18 protein-coding genes, 7 tRNA genes and 1 pseudogene are annotated in these 24,897 nt (G+C 30.6%); 3 read left to right on the forward strand and 23 right to left on the reverse strand.

Features of this window, described 5'->3' with window-relative positions:
• Positions 1 to 55: 55 nt before the first annotated feature.
• A pseudogene (traN, locus tag SR63_RS08695) lies at positions 56 to 558 on the reverse strand (conjugal transfer protein TraN); the annotation flags it as partial.
• Positions 559 to 1,088: 530 nt separating this feature from the next.
• On the opposite strand from traN, the gene SR63_RS04030 reads away from it, so the two are divergent.
• Entirely contained in the window at positions 1,089 to 2,000 is a 912-nt protein-coding gene (locus SR63_RS04030) for an AEC family transporter (protein ID WP_012006707.1), read from the forward strand.
• A gap of 7 nt (positions 2,001 to 2,007) precedes the next feature.
• On the opposite strand, the gene SR63_RS04035 is transcribed toward SR63_RS04030, so the two are convergent.
• From SR63_RS04035 to secA, 12 genes are all read right to left on the reverse strand, one after another.
• Positions 2,008 to 5,520 (reverse strand): acyl-[ACP]--phospholipid O-acyltransferase, encoded by a 3,513-nt coding sequence (locus SR63_RS04035; RefSeq protein ID WP_002866001.1) that lies wholly within the window; start codon positions 5,518 to 5,520, stop codon positions 2,008 to 2,010.
• Positions 5,521 to 5,564: 44 nt separating this feature from the next.
• Positions 5,565 to 5,945 (reverse strand): hypothetical protein, encoded by a 381-nt coding sequence (locus SR63_RS04040; protein WP_147498366.1) that lies wholly within the window; start codon positions 5,943 to 5,945, stop codon positions 5,565 to 5,567.
• A 66-nt stretch (positions 5,946 to 6,011) separates the two neighbouring features.
• Positions 6,012 to 6,088: transfer RNA gene (locus SR63_RS04045), tRNA-Asp, on the reverse strand.
• Between the two features lie 51 nt (positions 6,089 to 6,139).
• Positions 6,140 to 6,215 (reverse strand) — tRNA-Val (locus SR63_RS04050).
• Positions 6,216 to 6,221: 6 nt separating this feature from the next.
• Positions 6,222 to 6,297, reverse strand: a tRNA-Arg gene (locus SR63_RS04055).
• Between the two features lie 19 nt (positions 6,298 to 6,316).
• A tRNA-Lys gene (locus SR63_RS04060) sits at positions 6,317 to 6,392 on the reverse strand.
• Between the two features lie 4 nt (positions 6,393 to 6,396).
• Positions 6,397 to 6,473, reverse strand: a tRNA-Asp gene (locus SR63_RS04065).
• Positions 6,474 to 6,524: 51 nt separating this feature from the next.
• A tRNA-Val gene (locus SR63_RS04070) sits at positions 6,525 to 6,600 on the reverse strand.
• 7 nt (positions 6,601 to 6,607) lie between these two features.
• Positions 6,608 to 6,683: transfer RNA gene (locus SR63_RS04075), tRNA-Lys, on the reverse strand.
• 61 nt (positions 6,684 to 6,744) lie between these two features.
• Positions 6,745 to 7,530 (reverse strand): amino acid ABC transporter permease, encoded by a 786-nt coding sequence (locus SR63_RS04080; protein ID WP_012006708.1) that lies wholly within the window; start codon positions 7,528 to 7,530, stop codon positions 6,745 to 6,747.
• Positions 7,531 to 7,552: 22 nt separating this feature from the next.
• On the reverse strand, positions 7,553 to 8,758 hold the full coding sequence (locus tag SR63_RS04085) for an ABC transporter permease (RefSeq protein WP_002866878.1): 1,206 nt from the start codon (positions 8,756 to 8,758) through the stop codon (positions 7,553 to 7,555).
• Positions 8,755 to 11,343 carry a preprotein translocase subunit SecA gene (secA, locus tag SR63_RS04090; RefSeq protein ID WP_002866879.1) on the reverse strand — a complete coding sequence of 863 codons (2,589 nt, stop codon included), beginning with the start codon at positions 11,341 to 11,343 and terminating at the stop codon, positions 8,755 to 8,757. The genes SR63_RS04085 and secA overlap by 4 nt, the downstream gene beginning before the upstream one ends.
• A 100-nt stretch (positions 11,344 to 11,443) precedes the next feature.
• On the opposite strand from secA, the gene lolA reads away from it, so the two are divergent.
• Positions 11,444 to 11,953 carry a LolA-like outer membrane lipoprotein chaperone gene (lolA, locus tag SR63_RS04095; RefSeq protein ID WP_002866880.1) on the forward strand — a complete coding sequence of 170 codons (510 nt, stop codon included), beginning with the start codon at positions 11,444 to 11,446 and terminating at the stop codon, positions 11,951 to 11,953.
• Here lolA and SR63_RS04100 read toward each other — a convergent pair.
• Positions 11,950 to 12,684, reverse strand: coding sequence for a hypothetical protein (locus SR63_RS04100; protein WP_002866881.1), 735 nt, complete (start codon positions 12,682 to 12,684; stop codon positions 11,950 to 11,952). The genes lolA and SR63_RS04100 overlap by 4 nt on opposite strands.
• Before the next feature lie 9 nt (positions 12,685 to 12,693).
• Positions 12,694 to 14,037, reverse strand: coding sequence for an ATP-dependent DNA helicase Pif1 (gene pif1 / locus SR63_RS04105; protein ID WP_147498367.1), 1,344 nt, complete (start codon positions 14,035 to 14,037; stop codon positions 12,694 to 12,696).
• Positions 14,038 to 14,085: 48 nt separating this feature from the next.
• On the opposite strand from pif1, the gene SR63_RS04110 reads away from it, so the two are divergent.
• Positions 14,086 to 15,432, forward strand: a complete 1,347-nt coding sequence (locus SR63_RS04110) for an SH3 domain-containing C40 family peptidase (protein ID WP_012006709.1) — start codon at positions 14,086 to 14,088, stop codon at positions 15,430 to 15,432.
• An 11-nt stretch (positions 15,433 to 15,443) separates the two neighbouring features.
• On the opposite strand, the gene SR63_RS04115 is transcribed toward SR63_RS04110, so the two are convergent.
• From SR63_RS04115 to purL, 8 genes are all read right to left on the reverse strand, one after another.
• The gene (locus SR63_RS04115; protein WP_002866885.1) at positions 15,444 to 16,316 is read right to left on the reverse strand and encodes an N-carbamoylputrescine amidohydrolase; all 873 of its coding nucleotides are present in this window, start codon (positions 16,314 to 16,316) and stop codon (positions 15,444 to 15,446) included.
• Positions 16,313 to 17,200: a cation diffusion facilitator family transporter gene (locus SR63_RS04120; RefSeq protein ID WP_002877955.1), complete on the reverse strand. Its 888-nt coding sequence runs from the start codon at positions 17,198 to 17,200 to the stop codon at positions 16,313 to 16,315. Before SR63_RS04120 ends, SR63_RS04115 begins: the two co-directional genes overlap by 4 nt.
• A complete protein-coding gene (locus tag SR63_RS04125; RefSeq protein WP_147498368.1) occupies positions 17,197 to 18,174 on the reverse strand; it encodes an agmatine deiminase family protein in 978 nt (325 codons plus the stop codon). The genes SR63_RS04120 and SR63_RS04125 overlap by 4 nt, the downstream gene beginning before the upstream one ends.
• A 98-nt stretch (positions 18,175 to 18,272) precedes the next feature.
• Positions 18,273 to 18,707 carry an META domain-containing protein gene (locus SR63_RS04130; RefSeq protein ID WP_002866888.1) on the reverse strand — a complete coding sequence of 145 codons (435 nt, stop codon included), beginning with the start codon at positions 18,705 to 18,707 and terminating at the stop codon, positions 18,273 to 18,275.
• A 9-nt stretch (positions 18,708 to 18,716) separates the two neighbouring features.
• Positions 18,717 to 20,309 carry a methyl-accepting chemotaxis protein gene (locus tag SR63_RS04135; RefSeq protein ID WP_002877959.1) on the reverse strand — a complete coding sequence of 531 codons (1,593 nt, stop codon included), beginning with the start codon at positions 20,307 to 20,309 and terminating at the stop codon, positions 18,717 to 18,719.
• Between the two features lie 98 nt (positions 20,310 to 20,407).
• Positions 20,408 to 21,940: a bifunctional phosphoribosylaminoimidazolecarboxamide formyltransferase/IMP cyclohydrolase gene (gene purH, locus SR63_RS04140; RefSeq protein WP_002877962.1), complete on the reverse strand. Its 1,533-nt coding sequence runs from the start codon at positions 21,938 to 21,940 to the stop codon at positions 20,408 to 20,410.
• A gap of 2 nt (positions 21,941 to 21,942) precedes the next feature.
• Positions 21,943 to 22,713: a DnaJ domain-containing protein gene (locus SR63_RS04145; protein ID WP_002853334.1), complete on the reverse strand. Its 771-nt coding sequence runs from the start codon at positions 22,711 to 22,713 to the stop codon at positions 21,943 to 21,945.
• Complete coding sequence (gene purL / locus SR63_RS04150) at positions 22,710 to 24,896, reverse strand: phosphoribosylformylglycinamidine synthase subunit PurL (protein WP_147498369.1); 2,187 nt, start codon at positions 24,894 to 24,896, stop codon at positions 22,710 to 22,712. The genes SR63_RS04145 and purL overlap by 4 nt, the downstream gene beginning before the upstream one ends.
• Position 24,897 lies beyond the last annotated feature (1 nt).

Here is a 24,897-nt window from a genome sequence, read left to right on the forward strand (position 1 = left end):
TACCAAACAAACTTTTAACTAAGCTTCTCTCCTTTCTAATAATTTATTTTCTTTTTTAATTTGTAGGTTTTTTCGTTACATTCTCGATATTGTTTTGAATCTTTTCTTGTATTTTCACAGAATCAGCTTGTATTTTTCCTGTGTCAAAACTTCCTACAATATCAGCAATGAATTCACTTAAATCAATTTCGCTAAAATCTAATTTTTGAAATTCTTCAGGAGTGAAGCCTTTGCATTGCGGACCTTCCGCACTACTCCACCCTTTTCCAAGCTGAGGGCGTCCTTGTTCATTGAAAATTCTTCCTAATTTAGAATTGAAGCAACAAAAACTTTTCTTTTTTCAACGCAAATTTTAGTAAAACCTAAACTAACCTTTTTAGAACAATAAGTTCCTACTTCATGACATTTTCCTGCATCGTTTAATTTAGCAAGCTTTTTCTTATCTTCTTTACAAGGTACAAATCCTAAAAATACATTATCCTTATCACAACATCCACCACCAAGTAAACCGCCAAACATATCCCAATTTTTACAACGATTATCTTGTCCATTGAATATTTATAGATACTGAACTATTTGAAACCTTATTATTAAAAAATACAAAATCAGCGCAAATGTGAAAAAACCGCTATACAACCTTAAAGAAATTGAAAAAAATAATTTCAAATTCAAATGATGCACAGTGAAAATAAGAAAAGCAATAAGATAAACTTTCAAAATAAATCTGTCTTATTGCGTGAATATTAAAAATAAAAATAACTAAAGCAGATGATCTCCGCCTAAATAAGTTTAAAAATATTCAAAAATTAAAAACAAAAGCTATATTAATTTATTGTTTTTATATCATTCTAAATACAATATATAGTATTTTAATTAAGATTAAACCGCACCATTATTTAAAATTATAATCATTCAACTTAAAATACCAACTATTCAAAATCAAATTTCAACTTACAATTTCTTAAAGTTACAAAAAATAAAAAATATTGGTTTTTTTAAAAAACTTAAAAAATATTAAGATTTTTTTTAAGTATAAAGAATATAATTCTATCCGTTTTCAAAAACCATCCCTTAAAAAGGATTATTCAATGTTTGTTTTTATACCATTATTTACAATTTTTATTTTACTTGCAGGCGGATATTTTGCCAAAAGAATTGGCGTTTTAAAGCAAAAACAAGCTAGGACTTTTTTAGATTTTGCTATTATTTTTGCTTTACCTTGTTTGATTTTCGATAAAGCATATCATTTAAATTTTGATTTTTCATTGATTATTTTTATTTTTATTGGATTGTTTAGCTGTATACTAGCAGCTTTTTTTGCTATTCTTATTGGAAAAGTTTTTCATTTTTCTAAAGTAACTTTAGTCAGTATGTTTTTGCTTTCTTGTTTTGGAAATACTATATTTGTGGGTATGCCTATTGTTGCTGGTATATTTAATGACCCACAATTTAGCGCTGAAGTTATATTTTACGATGCTTTAGCCACAACTTTACCTATATCACTTTTTGGACCTTTTATACTTTCTTTGGGAAATGGAGAAAAAGTCAGTTTACTTGCTAATGTTAAAAAAATTCTTAGTTTTCCACCTTTTTTAGCTTTGCTTTTTGGTTTTTTGTGCAAATTAATTACTTTACCTGAATTTATTTTCTCTCCTATTCGTTTATTTGGTGCCTCTGCAACCCCTGTTGCACTTTTTGCTATAGGTTTAGGACTTGGCTTTATGGCGATTAAAACCTCTTACAAACCTACAATAGTTGTCATCTTTGCTAAAATGATTTTAGCTCCTTTATTTTTTGTATTTTGTTTAAAAATATTTAATTTAGAATTAAAAGATTCTACTATCGTTGCTATTATAGAAAGTGCAGCTCCTACTATGACTTTAGCAGGAGCTATGGTAATGAAAGCTAAACTAGATAGTAATTTAGCCGTAAGCGCTGTAGCCTTTGGAGTTCTTTTTGCTTTTATTTCTATGCCAATTTTAATTTGGGCTTTGTTGTAAGCTCAAATTATAGGGCTAAATTTTTAGCTAATTCTTTAACTTTTTTAAGATCAACTTTTCCTGAACCTAGGAGGGGAATTTTTTCTATTTGAAAATAATATCTAGGTTTAAAAAGTGTAGGTATATTAGAATTTTTTATAGCTTCACATACTCTTTCAAAAATTTCATTATTACATTCTATAAGTAAAGCAATTTGTTCCCCTTTTTTCTCATCTTCTAAAGATGTGGCACAAAATTTAACCACTTCAGTGTCTATAAATTTGGCAATTTCTTCTTCTATTGCACCTAAAGAAATCATCTCTCCGCCAATTTTTGCAAAGCGAGAATAACGATCGACAATATATAAAAAACCATCTTCATCTAAATGCCCTTTATCTCCCGTGTTGTACCATCTTATACCATCAATTTCTTTAATCACTTCATCGGTTTTTTCTTTGTCATTAAGATAGCCTACCATAACTTGATGACCGCCTATAAGTATGAGTCCATCTTCATTTGTTTTTAAATTTTCATAATTATTTGGATCAACAATATGCACTGCAGTTCCAGGTAGAGGCATTCCTACGCTTCCTTCTTTATTGGCACGATGTATAAGCCAATAATCCGCATCAAAACGATTTGGTAAATTTACACTCGCCACAGGCGTGGTTTCCGTAGCCCCGTAACCTTCAAAAATGCTTTTTTTAAACTTCATTTCAAAAGCAGTTCTTACTTCATTTTTTAGTTTTTCAGCGCCCGATACAACTATTCTTAAACTTTCAAACATTAAAGCATCAAGCTTTTTATTTCTTGCATAAATTCCTAAAAAGGTTGAAGTTCCACACATAATAGTGACATTATTTTTAGCAACAGCTTTGGCAACCCCTAAGGCATCGGTTGGATCTGAAAAAGTGATGCTTTTAATACCTTCAAGCAAAGGCAAAATCGTAGTTACGGTAAGTCCAAAAGCATGAAAAGGTGGCAAAGATGAGAGAATGACATCATTATTTCTTGTGCAAAGCACATCAGAAATTTGTGCTATATTGCTTAAAATATTACGGTTATTGAGCATAACACCTTTTGGAGAACCCTCACTTCCGCTACTAAATAAAATAGCTGCGATGGCAAGATTGTTTTTTAAAGGAGTGAAGATGCTTTTGAGTATAAAACTAGGTATAATACTAACTGCTAACATCATGCTAAAAATTTTAGTTTTTTGCATTTTAAAATCTTCTACAATATCTTCAAAATAAATTAAATGTATATTTGTATCGAAATTTAGGTTTATACCTTTATTTGCTAATTTTTCTAAAAAAATTTTAGAAGTATAAATTTGTGAAATTTGCGCATTTTTTATAGCTGCTTTTAGAGCTTTTTCTCCAGCAGTAAAATTAAGATTTACTGCAATTTTTTCTGCGATTAAAACAGATAGATTGGTTAAAGAACTTGCAAAAGAAGCAGGTAATAAAATTCCTATAGCTTCCTCTTTAGGAGCGTAACTTCCACGCTGAGGGTTAATGTTTAATTCTTTGGATTTTCTTTTAATAAAAAAATTCAGAATTAAACTAAGAGTTAACATTTTTCTATAAGAAATATCTCCAGCTAGTGTATCGATAATAGCTATTTGATTTAGATTTTTTTTAGCTGTATCTATCCAAGCTCTTGCTATAGTATGCATAGCTTCGCATTGTGATTTCCAAGCCATAAAAGAAAGTTCAAAAACTTTAGCTTTAACTTCATCTTTTTTAGAATGCAAAGGCATAGCTTTACCAAAAGCTATAGCAATTTTTCTTTTATTTAAAGTGCGGTTTCTTGCTGAAAATTCTTCATCGCTTCTTGAAAAAGCACTACCCCAAAGTCCTCTTATATAAAAAGGAATAATTTTTCCATCATCTTCGCTTAAATATTCACAAGCTAATTCAAATCCTGCTTTAAATTCATTTAATTGTCCATGTCTTGAAAGCGTACCTTCAGGAAATAAGCAAACTAAATTACTTTCTTTGATATGCTTTGCTATCAGTTCTAAACTCGTCTTACTTCCTGTACTTGATACAGGAATAATACCAAATTTATCAAGAAAAATTTTAATATACCATTTAGAATAAATACTTCTTTCCATAACAAAATAAATTTTTCTTGGAATTGCCATTTGCACAACAGCCCAATCAATAAAAGAAATATGATTACCTAAAAGTAAAGCTCCGCCTTTTTCTGGTATATTTTCAAAACCTTCTACAAGTAAGCGGTATCGTTGCAAAAAAGCTATGCTTAAAAGTATACGCACTAAAGAAAAGGGAAGTTTTAAAAGTATATAAAAACTTCCTATAAAGGTTACTAAAGTAATAAAATAAAACAAATAAACCACATTGATTTCAAATTTTGCAAATAAAGTTGCTAAGAGTAAAAATCCTAACATGGCAATATTTTGAAAAAAATTGTTTCCTGCAAGAATTTGCCCCAATTCATTTTCTTTGGCATGAAATTGGATTAAAGTATTTAAAGGAATGATAAAAAGAGCTCCGCAAAATCCAAAAAAGAAAAATAAAAAACTATAACTTAATAAACTTATAAAATAAGGCATTAAAAAAGCCATTAAAAACATACCCAATGCACCAAGTGGAATAAGTCCAAGTTCTATATAATTTTTTGAAAATTTACCAGCTACTAAAGAGCCTAAAATCACTCCTATACCAGAAAAAGCGAGTGAAATTTGCACATAAAAAGTATTTTCTATAAAAAGTTCATTTTTAGCAAAGACAGGAAAGCTGACAAGATAAAGTTGAGATATAGCCCAAAAAAATGAAAATCCGATTATACAAAGCCAAATAGTTTTATTTTTAAAAACAAGCTTAAGATTATTTATTAGAAGTTTTCCACGGATATAGTCTTTTTTGTTAAAAACTAAATCTTTATTTGTTTGTTTGAGCTTAGGTAAACGCCACGCAAAAAATACTTCGATACAAGAAAATAAAATTAGCACAATTCCTAAAGGCGCTACTTCTTTTAAAATTTCATCTGTTTGATTATATGCAGAACTATAAAGACTTTCAAAACTTAAAGAAAACAAAGCCATTCCTGCTAAGATTGCCATAATGCTTACTGCATTAATTACACCATTACCCATAGCAAGAAAGTCTTTTCCTACGAGTTCTTTAATAAAACCGTATTTGCTTGGTGAATAAATCGCTGCTTGTGCTCCCATTATAAAAGTAAAAATAAAAGCCATCCAAAAAGCACCGCTATAGTAACAAATGCAAATTATTAAAGTGAGTATAACATTGAAAATTGCTGAAATTTTCATTACAATATTTTTTGGATATTTATCCGCTAAAAAACCCGAAGGAGAAAGCATAAGAATAAAAGGAAGTAAAATCAAAGCATTAACTATAGCATTTAAAAATAACTGCTCACTTCCTTCATAGGCCTTATAAATAGTATTTTGAATAATAATTTTATGTCCCAAATCCACAAAAGCATTGATGAATGCTATAAGTAAAAAAGGAATTAATCCGTAAATTTTCAAAAAAGATTTTTTTTGCATTATTTAAACCTCGTCAATTAGCACTTATTTTGCAAAAGAATTTATCAGTTTTTAGGAAAATTATCTATATTATCTTTTAAAATAATTCCATCGATTTTTAATTTATAAAATTTTTTAAAATTCTCTAATTTATCAACAATCATTAAAACCCTACTATCAAAAACATAAAATTCTGCAACCTTACTAGCAAATTTTGCAAGTTTTTTATCATTACAAAGCAAAAACTTAGCCCCTAAAGCACTGGCTAAAAATATCTCGTCTTTATTTTGAACTAAAATAGCAAATTCAAAATCATTTTGACTTAAATAAGAAATCAATTTTTCATCATAAACAATACAATAAACTTTATTATCTTTAACTTCTTCAACACTTTCAATAAAAGAAAAATCTAAATTTTTTAATAATTTATGTCCAATAATAAGCATTTTTTTCCTTAGTTCTATTTTTTATTATTTTGCAAATTATACTTATAAAATTGTTACCAAGCAAGATGGCGCAGCGGACGGGGCTCGAACCCGCGACCTCCGCCGTGACAGGGCGGCATTCTAACCAGCTGAACTACCGCTGCATCCAAAGTAAAGAAGTAGAGATTATAAAACCTATTTATGATTTTATAAAATGGTGGTCACTATAAGACTCGAACTTATGACATCCACCTTGTAAGGGTGGCGCTCTACCAACTGAGCTAAGCGACCTATGATTGGCGACCCCTAGAGGATTTGAACCTCTGTTTCCACACAGAGAGAGTGTTGTCCTGGGCCACTAGACGAAAGGGTCATAACCCTAACAATAAAAATGGTGTCCCGTGTTGGATTCGAACCAACGGCCCCCTCCTTAAAAGGGAGATGCTCTACCGGCTGAGCTAACGAGACAAGATGGCGCAGCGGACGGGGCTCGAACCCGCGACCTCCGCCGTGACAGGGCGGCATTCTAACCAGCTGAACTACCGCTGCATCCAAAGTAAAGAAGTAGAGATTATAAAACCTATTTATGATTTTATAAAATGGTGGTCACTATAAGACTCGAACTTATGACATCCACCTTGTAAGGGTGGCGCTCTACCAACTGAGCTAAGCGACCTTTATAATGGTGTCCCGTGTTGGATTCGAACCAACGGCCCCCTCCTTAAAAGGGAGATGCTCTACCGGCTGAGCTAACGAGACATTTTCTGAAATAAAAATGTGATTATGCCAAAATTAGCTCTATTTGTCAAGCTTTTTTAAATCATTTTTGGCATTTTCTCTCCAAATAACGAGAAAATATACTTATAGGTAAAGTCAAAATAAGATATGTAATAGCCAAAATTACATAAGCTTCAAGAGTAGCAAAAGTATAAGAATTTATCTCTTGCGCACTTTGGGTTAATTCATTTACAGCAATAACACTTAATAAGGAACTATCTTTAATTAAATTTGCAAATTGTCCACTCAGCGGTGCTAAAATATTTTTTAAAGCTTGGGGAAAAATTACATACGCAAAAACCTGCATCTCTTTTAACCCTAAAGCCCTAGCGCTCTCAAGCTGAGATATAGAAATACTTAAAATTCCAGCTCTAAATATTTCAGCTAAGTAAGCAGCAGAAAAACATGATAAAATAATAACTCCAGCCACATATCGATTATCAAGTCCTAAATTATTTGCAATGATATAATACATCAATAATACCTGCACTAGTAAAGGGGTTCCTCTGATAAGCTCTATGTAAAATGTAGATAAAAATCTTAAAAAAACAATTGAACTTAAAGAAAAAGCACAAAAAACTCCACCCAAAATTATACTCAGTAATAAAGAAAAAAAACTGATTATTAAAGTATTTAAAAAACCTTGAAGAAATTTTTCTTTATAGGTCGCAATTACGCTAAAATCAAAATGATAAGCACTTATACTAAAACTACAATAACAAAACAATATTAAAAATAAAATCAAAAGAATTAAATTAGTGATTATTTTTGACTTTGATAGAGGTTTTAAAGGTTTAAAATTCTTATTTTTTTGAGTAAACAAAGACAATAAAAATCTCCAAAATTACAATTTATTCATTTCTTAAAGTATCTAAAATATTAATTTGAGTTGCTTTTTTTGCAGGATAAAAAGATGATAAAGCTATGATTATTAAAGCACCCACAATGGTTAAAGAAAAATCCATTAAAGACAAATCAAGTGGTAATTTACTGGTTCCATAAACATCAGCAGGTAAAGTTACAATATCAAAATTTCCTAAAAGCCATAAAGCAAAAAATGCAAGCACCACACCCACTATCATACCGCCACCACCAATAAGCATACCTAAGGCAAAAAAACTCTTTTTTACCTCATTTTTGCTTGCACCTAGGGCAAGTAAAAGTGCTATTTCACTGCGACGATTCATCACTATCATCAATAAAGAACTTACTATATTTAAACTTGCAACCAAAATAATAAGCATCAACACTATAAAAAGCGCTCTTTTCTCAAGCTCTAAAGCTGAAAAGAAATTTTTATTTTGTTCCCACCAACCTACTACAGCATAATCATCTTTTAAATAAGATTTAATTTTTTCAACATCCTTAAAAGCATTATCGCTATATACATGAATTCCATCATAATTTGGATTTTTAGGCATTCCAAGTACTTTCTTCAATGCATCAACATCTGTATACATATAAGCTTTATCATAAAATGCAAGCCCTGAAGTAAAACGCGCTTTAACATCAAAACGTTTAGTTTGTGGTACTAAAGAAAATCCACTAGGATTAAGATTTGAAAAAATAAGTGAAAGTTTGTCATTTTTATGCAAACCAAATTCATCAATAAGTGCTGATCCTACAAGTATATCAAAACCACTTAAATTCTCATCCCTTAAAGCTTTAGCAACCACTTCGTTTATTTTTTTTTCATCATTAAAATTAACGCCAAAAAGCACACCACCTTCAAAACGATTATCTCCCTTTACAACAACTTGAGTGCTTATATAAGGGCTAAATAACAAATTTGGAAATGTTTTTCTTAACTCATCTATAAATTCATCATTTACAGGAGCGTAAAATTTAGGCAAAATAGTAATAGGATAATTCATCACAAAAAAGCGTTTTTCAAATTCTTTATCAAAACCATTCATAATTGCCATAGCTACAAGCAAAACGCAAAGTCCTACACAAACTCCTAAAAAGGCCAAAAGCATAGAAAGATTGATAAAGGGTTGTTCTTTATCAAATCTTAAATATTTAAAAAGTAAATATTTTAAAACGCTTTTATTCAAGCTAAAATTCCTTGCTTAGGACCACTTTTTCCATGGCATTCTTTAAATTTTTTTCCACTTCCGCAAGGACAAGGAGCATTGCGTGGAACTTTTTTAAACTCAGCTTCGCCAAGATTATCTTCGCTTGCGCCCATTTCTACTGAGCTTTGAAGTAGCTTTTCATTTTCTTCATTGGCTTTATTTTCTAAATTTTGCACCTCTTCTTGATTAAATTGCACGCTAAAAAGTAGCTTAATACTATCAAATTTAATACGATTAACCAACTCCAAGAAAAGATTATAACTTTCTTTCTTATATTCCACAAGAGGATCTTTTTGATTGTATCCACGAAGCCCTATTCCTGTTTTTAAAATATCCATTTGATACAAATGCTCTCTCCAAGCATTATCCAAAACTTGCAAATATAAAATACGCTCTATATTACGCAATTCTTTAATCCCAAGTCTTGACATCTTTTCGTTATAAGAATTTTCAAGAATTTGACTTAGCTTATCTTGCATTTCAATGACGCTTAAATTCTCAAAATCTTTTTCACTAATCTGAGTTGAACATTCATATAAAATTTTTGCTTTCAAATTTTCAAAATTTACATTAGAACCGCTTTCATCAAGTATATAATCATTCATTACATTTGCACTATATTCAGCGATATTTTGAGAAATTTTAGCTCTAATATCATAGTTTTCATCTAAAAGCTCATTGCGATAACGATAAATAGTTTTTCTTTGTTCATTTGCTACATCATCGTATTCTAACAAATGCTTTCTGCTTTCAAAATGTAAGCTTTCTACTTTTTTTTGCGCATTTTCAACCGCTCTTGTAACAATTCTTGACTCTATGCTTTCGCCCTCTTCTATGCCCAAGCGATCCATAATATTTTTAATACGATCCCCGCCAAAAATTCTTAAAAGATTATCTTCTAAACTTAGATAAAAACGACTTATTCCAGGATCGCCCTGCCTTCCTGCACGACCACGAAGTTGATTATCAATACGGCGGCTTTCATGTCTTTCTGTACCGATGATATAAAGCCCACCCAAAGCCCTAATCTCATCATCGATTTTTATATCCACACCACGACCTGCCATATTTGTAGCGATAGTTACAGCACCTTTTTTACCTGCATCTTGGATAATCAAAGCTTCTTGCTCGTGGTTTTTAGCATTTAAAACATGATGAGGGATTTTTTCTTTTACAAGCATATTGTGAAAAACTTCACTGCGTTCTATACTTGCAGTTCCCACAAGAACAGGCTGACCTTTAGAGTTGGCTTTTTTGATCTCTTCAATTACAGCTTTAAATTTTTCATTTTGAGTTTTATAGATAAGATCATCTTTATCTTGTCTTTTAATAGGAATATTTGTCGGTATAGAAATAACATCTAAACTATAAATTTGAGAAAATTCAGTCGCTTCTGTTTGTGCAGTTCCTGTCATACCTGCGAGTTTGTTATACATTCTAAAATAATTTTGAAAAGTAATATCTGCTAAAGTTTGGCTTTCTTCTTGAATTTTTACATTTTCTTTGGCTTCTAAAGCTTGATGCAATCCTTCGCTAAAACGACGCCCTTCACTTAAACGCCCTGTAAATTCATCAACGATGATAACTTCATTATTTCTTAAAACATAATGCACATCTTTTTCAAAAAGATTATGCGCCTTTAAAGCTTGATCAAGCTGATGTGCTAAGATAGCATTATCAAGACTGTATAAATTTTCTACACCAAAAAGTTTTTCAGCCTTAGCAATACCTGCTTCCGTGATTAAAATATTACGATTTTTCTCATCTACTACAAAATCACCCTCAGGTTTTGCAGGGGGTAAAACTGCTTCGCCTTTTTGCATTTGCTTGGCTACTTCATTGGCTTTAATATAACCATCTAAAGTGCGATTTGTAGGACCGCTGATGATAAGCGGAGTTCTTGCCTCATCAATTAAAATACTATCTACTTCATCTACAATAACAAAATTATGCTCTCTTTGAACTTTTTCAACTTTTGAAAATTTCATATTATCACGCAAATAATCAAAACCAAACTCATTATTGGTTCCATAAGTAATATCGCAATCATAAGCTTGCTTGTGCTCTATGTCACTGTTTTGAGAAGAAAGAATCACGCCTACACTAAAACCTAAAAAGTTATAAATCGCACTCATTTGCTCAGCGTCTCTTTTGGCTAGATAATCATTTACTGTAACGACATGTACGCCTTTTCCACTCATGGCATTTAAAACAACAGGCAAGGTCGCTACAAGGGTTTTACCCTCCCCTGTTTTCATTTCTGCAATTTTTCCATCGTGCAAAACCATACCACCGATTAACTGCACATCAAAATGACGCATATTTAAAGTTCTCTTACCTGTCTCTCTGACTATAGCAAAAACATCATTTAAGATATCATTTTCGTTTTTTTCTCCGCTTAAAATTTGCTCTTTAAATTTTGCAAATTCGGCTTTTAATTCATCATCGCTTAAATTTTGATATTTGCCTTCTAAAGCATTGATTTGTGCTACACGCTTAAAGTATTTTTTAACTTCACGATCATTTTTTGTTCCAAAAACGGCTTTTAAGGTATTTAAAAACATTTTTAAACCTTTATAAATTTTTCAAACTATTATTATAACGATTATTTAATTAAAATTAGCTAGAATGATATAAAAAATATAATTTTTTTAAGGAAAATAAATGAAAAAAACATTCTTGATATTTTTTATTTTTATAGGACAACTTTTTGCCCTTGATCTTAATTTTAATACCTTTTCAAGCGATTTTATCCAAATAGTAAAATCCAAAAACTCTACACTTTCTTATTCTGGACATTTTATACTGAGTAAGGATCAAGCATATTGGAGTTATGATACTCCTAGTAAAAAAGAGATTTATATTAACAAAAATCAAGTAACCATAGTAGAGCACGATCTAGAACAAGTCATTTTCTCTCATCTTGATAACATTCCAAATCTTAATGAAATTTTCAAAAAAGCAAGTCTTATAGACAAAGATAAACTTGTAGCAAAATATGATAATATAAACTATACAATTAAGCTTAATCAAGAGCAAATTCAAAGCATATCCTATAAAGATGAATTTGAAAATGATGTTATAATCAATCTAAACAATCAAATTAAAAATCCAAAAATTAATTCCGATGTTTTTAAGGCAAAAATTCCGCAAAATTATGATATAGTTCGCTAATTTTGCGTTGAATTTTCATCAAGCTTTATATCATAGCCTGTTTGTGGCAAATGATAAGGCTTGCTTGCATTATTTTCTTTGAATATTTGTGGAGGATTGGCGATTAAATCTCTTTTAATTTTTTCTTCTATATCTGGAGTCATTTTAGGTGTATTTAAATTATCTATATTGATTTCTCCATTGTCATTTTTATTTTCTTCATCTGAATCTTTGAAAAGCTGTTCAACTTGCTTGGCTTCTAAATTTGGAACACTAGGAGTTGGGATCTTTTCAACACCAGGAACTTGAGTTTTAGGAACTTCTAAGTTTTCAAGTGCTTTTTTTACCTCGCTGCCCATACCTTTCTCTTTAGCCTCAGTGCTTTCTAAAAAGCGTTTAAACTCCTCTAAATCAAATTTTTCCACTCCGCTTAAAGATATGATATATATATCATCTAATTTAATCTTATACTTCTTATCTAAAAATTTTTCTAAAGTTTTTTTAAAATTATTTTTTCCAATTTCTGTAAAAATATCTTCGTAAAAAAACCCTGAAATTACTGTATTTACAGCATCAATCAACTTATTTTCATTTTCTTTTAAATTATTCCCATCAAATTCCAAAGAAATTTCAACTTTTTTAAGAACATTTGCCCCACTTTTAGAATACAAATCTGTTCTTATTTTATCTATTTCAAGATTTTGAGCATTTAAACTCAAAGCCAAAAAAACACTTAAAAATATTTTTTTCATTTAATGCCTTTAAATGATTTGTTCTTGTATTTCAAGATCTAAAAAATTATGTTTTTTATAAAATTCGATCACATTAGAATCTATTTTTAAAATATTAGCAAAATAAAATCCAAAATTTATCTTTTTTGTAGAATAAATTTTTAAAGTATTTGGGTTTGTAGCGCGAGAAAGAGCGACATAAAGCTGTCCATTTTCAAAAATATGATCAATATCACACACTAATTTTTCAATACTCATACCTTGTGATTTGTGTATAGTGATAGCATAAGCTAATTTAATAGGAAACTGTGTAACACTTGCAAGAATATTAACAACAAAATCTTTACCTGATTGTTCAAGTTCTTCCATGAAAAAAGTATAAGGTTCAAGTAAAATTTTCATCCCATTATTTTTAATAATACTAATATAAATTTTCTCCTCTTCATAAAGAATATCTTCTATAATGCCTTGCTCACCATTATAATAATTCTTATCCCAATTATTTACACAAAAAATAATACGAGCACCTATTTTAATATTTAATTCTTCCAATATATTTAAGCTTCCAACCCAAGAATCAAGTTCTTCATCTTTTATTCTCTTATCTTCTTTTTTAACCTGAGCCTTAAAGCATACAAGTGGGGTCTCAAGTTTGCTTAATTTTTCTTGATTGATATTGTTTACTTTTTTATTGATACCACAAAGTAAAGTATAATCATCTTCTAAATTTTCTAATTCTTTATAATCAATTCGCAAAGATTCAAAAAAGCTTAAAATTTTTTCATCTAAAAAACCTTGTCTAATCAAAGATAAATAGTTATAAAATTCCATATTTTGTGTTCTTTTAGGTTGAGAAAGTTTAATATTCTTAAAATTTAAATCTTGCCAAAAAAATGAAGAAAAAGCATAATAAGAATGATTAAATAAAGTTTCTTTTTTTTTTTTAATTACGGGAGGCAGTTGAAAAAAATCTCCTACAACTAAAATTTTTCCATTAAATTGAGAATTTTTAAGTCTAAAGCCTATCATTTCAAAAACACTTGCGCTAACCATGGAAATTTCATCGATAATAATAAGCTCAATCGTTTTTAAAAGCTCTTTAAGTTTTGTTAATTTTTCTTTTTGTTTTTGATTGCGATCCAATGCGCTTAATTTCATCATATCATCACAATATCCTAAACAAAAAAAGCTGTGTAAGGTAACACCGCCTATATTAAACGCCGATAGAGCACTAGAACCAAGAGCTATGGCTAATTTTTTTTGTTTTCTATAAGATTTGATAAGCTCATTTGTCAAAAAGCTTTTACCAACTCCAGCACCACCACTTAAAAAAACATTATCATAAGCTAAAATTTTTTCTAGTTTATCAAGCATTATATTTCCTTGGCTTTAATTATAACTATTTTTTCTAAAAGGTTGATTATGAAATCTTGTTTATATTTTACTTTTATAGTGCTATTTTTAACAGCTTGTTCAACAAAAAATTTAACTTCACTTCATCATGAAAATTTAGAACAAAAAAATGAAAATCAACATTATGCAAAACTTGAATACGAACAAAATGTAAGCATTTTGCCACAATTTGCTTACGATATTAATTTTGATGCAAAACGATATAAAAAATATTTCTTTAACCCTTGGCATGATTCGTTTAAAAATTACAAAGGACAAAATATTTTTTGGTCCTTTCCCTTATATTTAAATTCAAAAAATACTTATTATTTTTTCAATAAACAAATTATTCCACTTTCATGGTTTAAAAACGCTACAAATAACGCAAATATCCAAGAATTTGGCAAACTTAATCAAAAAGCTTTAATTATCCAAAATACAATCATTAAAAATCTTCCAACCCAAAGAGCTATCTTAAAAAATCCTTTTTTTGAAAATGAAGGAATTCCTTTTGACTATGCAAGCGATGGCATTTTAAATGCTGGAACCCCTGTCTTAATTTCACATTTTAGTAAAGATAAGCGTTATGCTTTTGTTTTAGGTGAAGCTGGATTTGGATTTGTTGAAAGTAAAAATTTGGAATTTTTCTCAAACGATAGAGCGAAAATCTATGAAAATCTCAACTTTATCACACCGCTAAAAGAAAAATTTCCTATCTATAGCGAGGATGGTAAATTTTTCTTTGAAAGTAGAATTGGCGCTATTTATCCTTACTACAAAGAAGATAAAAACTATTTTTATGGAAAAATAGGCTCTAAAAAATATAAAATTTCTAAAAAAGATGTATCTAAATTTCCTTTACAATTCAATGATAAAAATTTAAAAAATCAACTTTCACAAGTTTTAAATTTGCCTTATGGCTGGGGCGGTTATAATTTTGAAAGAGATTGTTCTTTACTAACTCGTGATATCTTTTCAGCTTTTGGACTTTATCTACCAAGAAATTCAGCTGCACAAAAAAATTCTTTTAATCATTTTGATATAAGCACTCTTAGCAATTCTCAAAAAAAAGATTTTTTAAACCGCTTTGGGAAAGCTTATCTTAGTTTACTTTATTTACCTGGACATATTATGCTTTATGTAGGACAAATTGCAGATAATAATATTGCTATACATAATATATGGGGCTTAAGAAAAGATACAACCCAAAGACTTCTCATAAGTTCTAGCGTCATCACTTCTTTAGAAATAGGAAAAAATGAAATTTTAGAAGATAATTTGCTTTTATCAAGACTTAAAGAAATAAGTTTTATAAATTTAAACGAACAAGAAAAAGAGCAAATAAAAAGCTATCTTGAAAATATACAAAACAAATAAGATTTATTGATTTAATCAATAAATCTTTTAGTTAAATCTGCAAAATATTCTATGCGTCTATCTCGCAAAAAAGGCCACCAACGACGCACATTTTCACTTCTTTTTTTATCTATTTCTATGATTTTTACACATTCGTTTTGAGAATCTAAAAGACAAAGTTCTTCACCTTGAGGGCCAAAAACAAAAGAATTTCCCCAAAATCTAATGCCCTCTTCTACCCCGCTTACATCTTTTTCAAAACCTACTCTATTGATAGCTACTACATATAAACCATTAGCTATAGCATGTCCTTTTTGTACGCCAAGCCAAGCATTGAGCTGTCTTTGTTTTTCTTCATCTTTATCCTTATCAAACCAACCAATTGCCGTGGGATAAATAAGAATCTCAGCTCCTTTTAAAGCCATAATTCTTGCTGCTTCAGGATACCACTGATCCCAACAAATAAGCACTCCAAGCTTGCCTAAACTTGTATTTATAGGTTCAAAACCCAAATCTCCAGGAGTAAAATAAAATTTTTCATAAAAACAAGGATCATCAGGTATGTGCATTTTGCGATATTTGCCTGCTATAGAACCATCTTTTTCAAAAACCACTGCAGTATTATGATAAAGTCCAGCACTTCGTTTTTCAAATAATGAAGTAATAAGCACTATTTGATTTTTTCTAGCTATATTTGCCCAAAATTTCACATCTTTTTCATAATCATTAGCATAGTCAAAAAAATCCACATTTTCACTTTGACAAAAATACTCACTTTGATGAAGTTCTCCCAAACAAATAAGCTCAGCTCCTTGTTTAGAGGCTTCTTCTATAAATTCGCAAGTTTTTTTTATAGTTTGTTCTTTGTTTGAGTGAAATTTTTGTTGTATTAAAGCGATTTTCATTGTCTTTGCCTTTCTTGTTCTGCATCATCATAAGGATCTAAATGAATTTGTATATCCCATTTTTCATTTTCAAACATCTTACGCACACCTTCTTCTATTTCATCTGAAATTTTATGCGCATTTAAAAGCGAAATTATAGGGCAAAAAACCAAATGCACGCTTAAATAATTACAACTTGGAGTTTTACGCGTCTTTAATTCATGATAGGAAATTATTTCAGGATTATTAGAAATCAAAGTACAAATTTTATCCACTTGTTTCTTAGGTAAAGCCTCATCCATTAAAAAAGCCAAAGCTTTTTTAATGATTTTAAAAGCAGAAAACGCCGTATAAAGACTGATCACTATCCCAAAAATAGCATCAATAATATGTAAATTTGTAAAATAAATCAAAACCAAAGCCCCTAAAGTACAAGCATTGGTTAAGCAATCTGTTTTGTAATGCAAAGCATCACTTTCTATAATCAAACTTTTGGTTTTTTTAGCTACATAATTTAAAAAAAGTACAAGAAAAAAAGTCATAATTAAAGCAAAAATCATCACATAGATGCTTGAATTTAAATCTTTAATTTCTTCTTTATAATAAATCTTTAAAATACTCTCATAAAAAATAAAAATCCCCACGCCAACTATAAAAACACCTTCTAACAAACCCATTAAAGCTTCAATTTTAGAAAAACCAAAATTATAATTTTCATTCGCCTTTTGTGAGCTTTTTTTAAGAGCTAAAAAATTAAAAGCAGAAATAGCAAAATCCATTAAAGAATCAATCGCACTTGAAAGCACTGCAACAGAACCACTTGTTAAGCCTACTATAAATTTAACCAAGGCTAAAACAATAGCACATAAACTTGCTACAAGAGTTGCTTTTTTTTGCAAACTCATCTTAAACCTTTGAAACGATTTTGACAAGAACAATGCAAAGAACCGTTTTGTCGTAAAAACACTCTTGCATCTACTCCTATAATTTTATGATTAGGTAAAGCTTTAGAAAGTCTTTTAGCTATGATTTCATCATTTTTATCCTTGTAAAAAGGCACAATTAAAGCATTATTTATAAAAACAAAATTCGCATAAGTCGCCCCCAATCTTCTTCCTTCATAGTATAAAGGCTTAGGTATAGGAAGTTCTATTAAATCAAAGCCTGTTTTTTTAAGCTCTTCTTTCATTTTTTGTAAAGGCAAATAATGCTCATCCTCTTCATCTTCACAAATACAATGCGCTATGGTATTTTTATCTATAAATCTTGCTAAGGTATCGATATGATGATCTGTATCATCACCTTTTATAAAACCATTTTCTAGCCAAATAATTTGTTTTAAGCCAAAAATTTCTTTTAATTTTGTATCAATTTGAGTTTTGTTTAGATGAGAATTTCTATTTTCATTTAAAAGACAATGAGAGCTTGTAAGCATCACACCCTCTCCATTAAAGTCAATACTTCCTCCTTCTAAAATAAAATCAACCTTTTTAAGCTCCTCTTTAAATTTTTCTTTAAAAAGCTTAGAATTTACAGCATTATCAAGCTCGCTTTGAAATTTATTTCCCCAAGCATTAAAAGTAAAATCAAGAGCCTTAAAGCGACCATTTTCCACTATATCTATAGCTCCAAAATCACGTATCCAAGTATCATTGGTATTACATTTAAAATACTCTACATTTTTTATATCTTTAAAATTTTCAAAATCACTCTGTTTAGGAGCTATAAGTAAAACTTTTTGAAATTCACTCACTGCTTTTACAAATTCTTTATAACTTTGTAAAATTTCCTCTAAGTAGGGATTCCAATCGCTTTTTTCATGAGGTAAAGAAAGCATGAGGTATTCTTGCTCACTCCATTCAGGAATTGATTTTATCATTTAACTACCTTTTTTGATAATAAAATTATAATTGTATCATTTTTTAGACTTTTGTCAAATTTAAGAAGTTTGCCTCGATATTTCGAGGCTTTAGGGTATTATTTAAAAAAGATTTTCATTTCATCATTGCTTAAAACAAGTTTTCCATTTTCATTTGAAATTTTAAAAGTTCCTTTGAAATTTGAAAGGAAAGAATTTTCAAAATCCATTACATCCATTGGGTGACAAAGCATTTGAGTTGAAGCTACGCGATCACCTTCGATTTGTAAAGTATCCGCCTTAGTTTGGTAAGAACCAAAAAAACGATTGCATCCTGAATAACCATAAAATTTATTATTTTCAAAACTGATATTTGGACTTTCCTCTGCGTTTTTTGGATCAAAAGTTTTACCATTAACTATAATTTTTTCTATTTTGAAAAGCTGATTTTGCACAAGTTCATTATTACCTTTAGAAGTAGATGAAGTAACAGAAGTACTAGCACAACCTGCAAAAAAAGCTGCTGCTAAAGCAATTTGAAGCGTTTTTTTCATTTTATTCCTTTAAATTTGAAATTGGTTAAGTTCGCTTTCGAGATTATGACACACTATTTTTAACTCATCTGCAACTTGAAGCAGAATTTTAGAAATTTCTTCATTCTTTTCACTTACTTCAACATTTTCTTGCATACGAGAAAGTAAATTTTGTATATTCTCTTGGGAAATTTTTATTTTTTCAGTACATTGAGTTACCAAAGCCCTAGCATCTTCGTTACATAATTTAACCTCATTAGCATCATCAACCAATAAAGCGGTGTCATCATTTAAAGCTTGTACACTTTGAGCATTTTTCTTTAATTCTGCGCTAACCTCATTAATACTTTGCAAAAGCTCTTTTGTAATTTGAGCTACATTTCCCAAAAATTCTTCACTGTTCTGAGCCAACTGCCTAACATCCTCAGCAATTACAGAAAAACCTCGTCCAAATGCACCAGCCCTAGCTGCTTCTATGCCAGCATTTAGGGATAGTAAATTGGTTTTATCTGCGATCTCATCCATCATTTGAGTTGCTTTTTGTATATTACCTGCTTGATTGACCATGTTTTCAACTTTTTTAGCCAATTCATTTTCATTTTGGGATACTGTTGATACTTTATTAGCAACATTAAACAAAGATTTAAGCATTTGTTCTAATAATAAAAAGGATTTTTCATTGGCACTATTTGCTTTATTTGACAAACTAGCAAGTTCTCCAAGTTCATTGCCAACATTTGCACCAAGTTTAAAACTTTGATCTATTTGCTTATGACTTTGTGAACTGATATCACTTAAAGAAATAGCATTTGAATTTAAAAGATTGCTTTGTTTTTCTACATTTTTTGAATTATGACTTGCACCGCTAACTGCCTTGTGAGTTTTTTCGATAAATTGATTGATATATCCACAAGCTAAAGCAATTTCATCTTGACCTTTAACTGAAATACGAGCTTTTAAATTGCCACTTCCTTGAGCTAATTCTTTAGCATGATTTAAAAGCTCTAAAACAGGCTTTCCAACAACAACTTTAAGCATTAAAAGAACCACACAAAGGGTAAAAATCAAAGCAATAGTAAATATTATAATATAAGATTGACTGGTTTTACTTATATCTTTTTGAACACCTTCTAAAGAATGCGATATATCCATAACCCCTATCACACTCCCTACATTAGCATTTGCATGACAAGCAACACAACTTTCATCTGCAATCAAAGGGCGTATCAATCTTAAATGCACAACACCATTTACATTTTCTTCTAAAGCTTGAATTTTAGGATTTGAAAATTGTTCTATAATACGCTTATCATTTGAAATTTGAGGGGCTTTCATCTCAAAAAGATCTATAGTATCTTTTGAAGGATAAATTTTAATATCACTAATACCCTCTATACTTTTTGCATCTTCAATGGCTTCTTTAATTTTTTCAGGATCTCCTAAATTCATAGCCATTCTCATTGTTTGAAAAACAGAAGTACTTACGGTATCTAAATTTGCCCTGCTCATTTTATTGGCAGTATTTTTAAAGTCCAAATTTAAAATCACTTGCATTACAATAAAACTTATAAGCAACACCACAAAAATTGCAGCAGAAACCTTAAATCCTATAGTTTTAAACATCATAGTTTCCTAAAAATAAAATTTTTCGGAAATATTTTACACATAATTTATTTAATTTTTATTGAATTATGTGTAAAAAACATAACATTCCATTAAACTTAATGTAAAAAATGTCTTACTCCTGTAAAATAAAGCGCCATACCATACTCATCAGCCGCCTTTACCACTTCATCATCTCTTATACTTCCGCCTGGTTCTACTATAGCTTTAACCCCTACTTTACTTGCTTCATCTATGCTATCTCTAAAAGGAAAAAAGGCTTCACTTGCTAAAACGCAACCTTGCAAATCAAGTCCCATTTCTTTAGCTTTAGCGATTGCTGCCTTTGCTGCATCGATTCTACTTGTCATACCCATACCTATAGCCACCATAGCGCCATTTTTTACATAAACAACATTGTTTGATTTGGTAAATGCTGCTATTTTCATAGCGATTTCAAGATCTTTTAATTCTTCCTTACTTGCCTCTCTTTGACTCATAAGCTTTGCATTTTTAAGCTCATCTTCGCCTACTTCATCGCTGTTTTGATATACAAAACCCCCATCAATATGTTTAAAATCATATTTATCAAAACTGCGAATTAAAAACGGACTTTCTTGAGTGAAAATTTTAATGCGTTTTTTACCTTCAAACACGGCTAAAGCTTTTTCATCTACATTGGCTGCAATGATTACTTCTACATAAATTTCATTGATTTTATTTGCTAAAGCCTCATCAAGAGTTCCATTGATTGCAACCACTCCTCCATAAGCACTGACGCTATCGCATTTTAAAGCATGTATATAGCTTTGTACTAAATTTTCTTTTATAGCAAAACCGCAAGGATTTCCATGTTTTACTATAGCAATAGCTGGAGCTTTATCGAAACTACTAGCTAAATTTAAAGCTGCGTTAATATCGGTTAGATTGTTAAAACTTGCTTCGCTTTTAAGGGCTTTGAAATTTGCTCTAAAAAAGGCATCAAACTCGTATAAAGCCCCTTTTTGATGTGGATTTTCTCCATATTTTGTATCAAATACTTTTTGTCCTACTATAAATTTACTCGCTCCAAAACCTCCGTTAAAGCGTTCATTCATATAATTTGCAATATAAGCATCGTAATTTGCTGTATGCTCATAAGCTTTTATCATCAAATTTAAACGAAAATTCTCATCATTTTGACCTTTTTTTAAAGTCTCAATCACTTTTTCATAATCAAGTGGATCGCAAAGCACCATCACATCTTTATAGTTCTTTGCTGCACTTCTTATCATCGCAGGTCCGCCTATGTCGATATTTTCTATAATTTCATCAAAATCATCGCTCATAATGGTAGTTTTTTTAAAAGGATATAAATTTACACAAACTAGATCAATGCCTAAAATTTCATTTTCTTTTGCTTGTTTGATATGATTTTCATCGCTTCTTTTATGCAAAATCCCACCGTGAATCTTAGGGTGCAAAGTCTTCACACGCCCTTCAAAAAGCTCAGGACTCTTTGTAAAATCACTCACTTCTATAACTTTTATTCCATTTTCTTTTAAAAGCTTAAAAGTCCCCCCAGTTGAAAGAATCTCAAAACCTAAATTTTCAAGCTCTTTGCCAAATTCTACTATGCCTTCTTTATCACTCACACTAAGTAATGCTCTCATTTTTACCTTTCTAAATGTTTTTTAACTTTTTCATAAGCTTCGTTGATTTTTTGAAATTTCTCTACGCCGATTTTAAGCTCTTCTTCGCTAACATTGTTTGCATTTAAAATATCAGGATGGTATTTTTTTGCTAAATTGCGGTATTGTTTTTTTACCGCATTTAAATCCGCATTATTTGGAAGTTCTAAAATAGCAAAAGCTTCATCAAGACTTAATTCTTTTTTAGTACTTTTTAAATTTGAAAGACTTGCTATAAAAGCGTCTAGTTCGCTTTTTGCTATATCAAAGGCTTTAGCGATTTGCTCTAAAATTTCACGCTTTTTAGCATTAAAATCTGCATCGATTAAAGCCATAAAAACAAGCACACGCAAGACATTAAAACGCTCATTTTTAGGCAAAGGCACTTCTTTTAAAAAATCTTTTGCCACATAAAAAGCATCGCTTAAATTTTCTTTATGTTCGTTAAAACTTGCTTTTAAAAAAGCTCTTTCTTTTTCATCTTTGGCATTTGCATCTAAAAGATCTTTGATCATTTCAGCTTCATTTTCACTTACCCTGCCATCGCTTTTTGCAATTTTTGCCAAAAGTGCGATAACATAGTAATTCATACGCCTTTTAAACTCATCCATTCTTTCTTCCATAACCCCACGAGCAAAACCCTTAGCAAAGCCTTTGGCTCCTCTTGTAGCTGAGTTTAAAAAATCCTGTTTTCCCCAAGTTTTATAATACCAGTAAAACACCAAAACAACGAGTATAATTAAAACTAAAGTCATTGGATTTGCTCTTTAAAACTTTCAAAATAAAGCTTATCAAGTTCAGCCTTGCTTAACTCAATGCTATCAAGTTTAAAATGTTTTTGGCTTGTACTCACACCTAATTTATAAGCTTTTACTCCAAATTCTTTAGCTAAATTTAAAAAAGCTTCTTCATTTTCTTTACTAAGCCCTATTATAGCACGACTTGCACTCTCATCAAAAATCATTTTTTCATCATCAAAATCACTTGTTAAATTTGCACCCACACTAGAAATAGCAAACATTTTTGCCAAAGTCATAGCAATACCCCCTATTCCTACGCTATTGGCACACTCAAGTAAAGAATTTTGATTGGCTTTATAAAGCAAATCCCAAAGTGCAAGTTCAGCTTTATAATCAAGCTCTTTAAGACTTCCTGATACTTTTTTATCTTGGATTTTCATTACCATAGATCCGCCAAATTCTCCTAAACTTTCACCCAAAAGATAAACGCTTAAATTTTCTTTTTCAAAACTAGCTTTTAAGGTTTTATTTGCATCTTCTAAAACCCCTACGCTTACTATAGTAGGACTTGGATAAATACTTACGCCTTCAGTTTCATTATAAAGTGAAACATTGCCGCTTACTACTGGAGTATTTAACTCTTTACAAGCTTCTTTAATACCTTCGCAACCTTGTGCGAATTGCCACATCACTTCAGGATTTTGCGGATTTCCATAATTTAAACAATCACTTATTGCCAAAGGCTTAGCTCCTGTGCAAGCAACTTTTCTTCCTGCAGAAGCTACTGCTAAAGCTGCTCCTATTTTAGGATTTATATAATTTAAGCGTGAATTACATTCTATAGCCATAGCCACACTTGCACCATTTTCTTTGATACGAATAACACTAGCACCTAATTTTCCATCAGCTTTTATGGTATTGGTTTGCACGCTTGAATCAAATTGATCATAAATAAAAGCTTTATTATTAATATTTTCATTTTGAAGCATTTGTATAAAAAGCTCTTGAATGCTTGATTTTAACTCAAATTTATAATTTTTAATTTCACTTAAATATTTTGGCTCGCTTGTAGGACGGCTTAAAATCGGTGCCTTTTCACTTAAAGGCTCGATAGGAATAAGCCCTACAAGCTCATCATGCCAAAAAAGCTCCATTTTTCCTGTATTGGTAACTTCACCCATAACCACAGCATCTAAATCCCATTTTTTGAAAATTTCTATAACCTTATCTTCATAGCCTTTTTTCGCACAAATAAGCATTCTTTCTTGAGATTCGCTAAGCATTAACTCATAAGGAGTCATACCGCTTTCACGCATAGGAGTTTTATCTAAGTAAAGTTTCATGCCACTGCCACTTCTTCCTGCCATTTCAAAGGAACTTGAAGTAAGCCCTGCAGCACCCATATCTTGAATACCCACAATATAATCGGTTTTAAAAAGCTCTAAACAAGCCTCCATAAGAAGTTTTTCACTGAAAGGATCGCCAATTTGCACTGTAGGACGCAAAGATTTGCTTTCTTCATTGAAGCTATCACTTGCCATAACCGCTCCACCAAGTCCATCACGCCCTGTTTTTGAACCCACATAAATCACAGGATTTCCTACACCTTCAGCCTTAGCATAAAAGATATCTTCACTTTTACAAACCCCTAAAGCAAAGGCATTAACTAAGATATTTCCATTAAAACACTCATCAAAAGCACATTCTCCACCTATAGTTGGCACACCCATGCAATTTCCATAATGAGAAATTCCATTTACCACGCCTTTAACAAGGTATTTTTGATGTTTGCCACATTTTTCATCATGAATATCGCCAAATTTTAAAGAATTTAGCCCCGCAACCACTCTTGCACCCATAGTAAAAACATCACGCAAAATTCCCCCTACTCCTGTAGCCGCACCTGCAAAAGGTTCGATAAAGCTAGGATGATTGTGACTTTCTACTTTAAAAACTGCTGCCATACCTTGCCCGATATCAATAACCCCTGCGTTTTCTCCTGGGCCTTGAATCACCCAAGGTGCTTTAGTTGGAAAACCATTAAGATATTTTTTACTGGATTTATAAGAGCAATGCTCACTCCACATCGCAGAAATAACCCCAAGTTCTAACAGATTTGGTTCTCGTCCTAAAATTTCTAAAATTTGTGCATATTCTTCATCGCTGATTTTATGTGCTTTTATGGTTTCTTTATCCATT

The sequence above is a fragment of the Campylobacter sp. 2014D-0259 genome (assembly GCF_008000505.1).
Taxonomy (GTDB): domain Bacteria; phylum Campylobacterota; class Campylobacteria; order Campylobacterales; family Campylobacteraceae; genus Campylobacter_D; species Campylobacter_D jejuni.

Coding starts and splice junctions, on each gene's coding strand:
- SR63_RS04030 (WP_012006707.1), top strand. CDS start 1,089: ATGTTTGTTTTTATACCATTATTTACAATTTTTATTTTACTTGCAGGC.
- SR63_RS04035 (WP_002866001.1), bottom strand. CDS start 5,520: ATGCAAAAAAAATCTTTTTTGAAAATTTACGGATTAATTCCTTTTTTA.
- SR63_RS04040 (WP_147498366.1), bottom strand. CDS start 5,945: ATGCTTATTATTGGACATAAATTATTAAAAAATTTAGATTTTTCTTTT.
- secA (WP_002866879.1), bottom strand. CDS start 11,343: ATGTTTTTAAATACCTTAAAAGCCGTTTTTGGAACAAAAAATGATCGT.
- lolA (WP_002866880.1), top strand. CDS start 11,444: ATGAAAAAAACATTCTTGATATTTTTTATTTTTATAGGACAACTTTTT.
- SR63_RS04100 (WP_002866881.1), bottom strand. CDS start 12,684: ATGAAAAAAATATTTTTAAGTGTTTTTTTGGCTTTGAGTTTAAATGCT.
- pif1 (WP_147498367.1), bottom strand. CDS start 14,037: ATGCTTGATAAACTAGAAAAAATTTTAGCTTATGATAATGTTTTTTTA.
- SR63_RS04110 (WP_012006709.1), top strand. CDS start 14,086: ATGAAATCTTGTTTATATTTTACTTTTATAGTGCTATTTTTAACAGCT.
- SR63_RS04115 (WP_002866885.1), bottom strand. CDS start 16,316: ATGAAAATCGCTTTAATACAACAAAAATTTCACTCAAACAAAGAACAA.
- SR63_RS04120 (WP_002877955.1), bottom strand. CDS start 17,200: ATGAGTTTGCAAAAAAAAGCAACTCTTGTAGCAAGTTTATGTGCTATT.
- SR63_RS04125 (WP_147498368.1), bottom strand. CDS start 18,174: ATGATAAAATCAATTCCTGAATGGAGTGAGCAAGAATACCTCATGCTT.
- SR63_RS04130 (WP_002866888.1), bottom strand. CDS start 18,707: ATGAAAAAAACGCTTCAAATTGCTTTAGCAGCAGCTTTTTTTGCAGGT.
- SR63_RS04135 (WP_002877959.1), bottom strand. CDS start 20,309: ATGTTTAAAACTATAGGATTTAAGGTTTCTGCTGCAATTTTTGTGGTG.
- purH (WP_002877962.1), bottom strand. CDS start 21,940: ATGAGAGCATTACTTAGTGTGAGTGATAAAGAAGGCATAGTAGAATTT.
- SR63_RS04145 (WP_002853334.1), bottom strand. CDS start 22,713: ATGACTTTAGTTTTAATTATACTCGTTGTTTTGGTGTTTTACTGGTAT.
- purL (WP_147498369.1), bottom strand. CDS start 24,896: ATGGATAAAGAAACCATAAAAGCACATAAAATCAGCGATGAAGAATAT.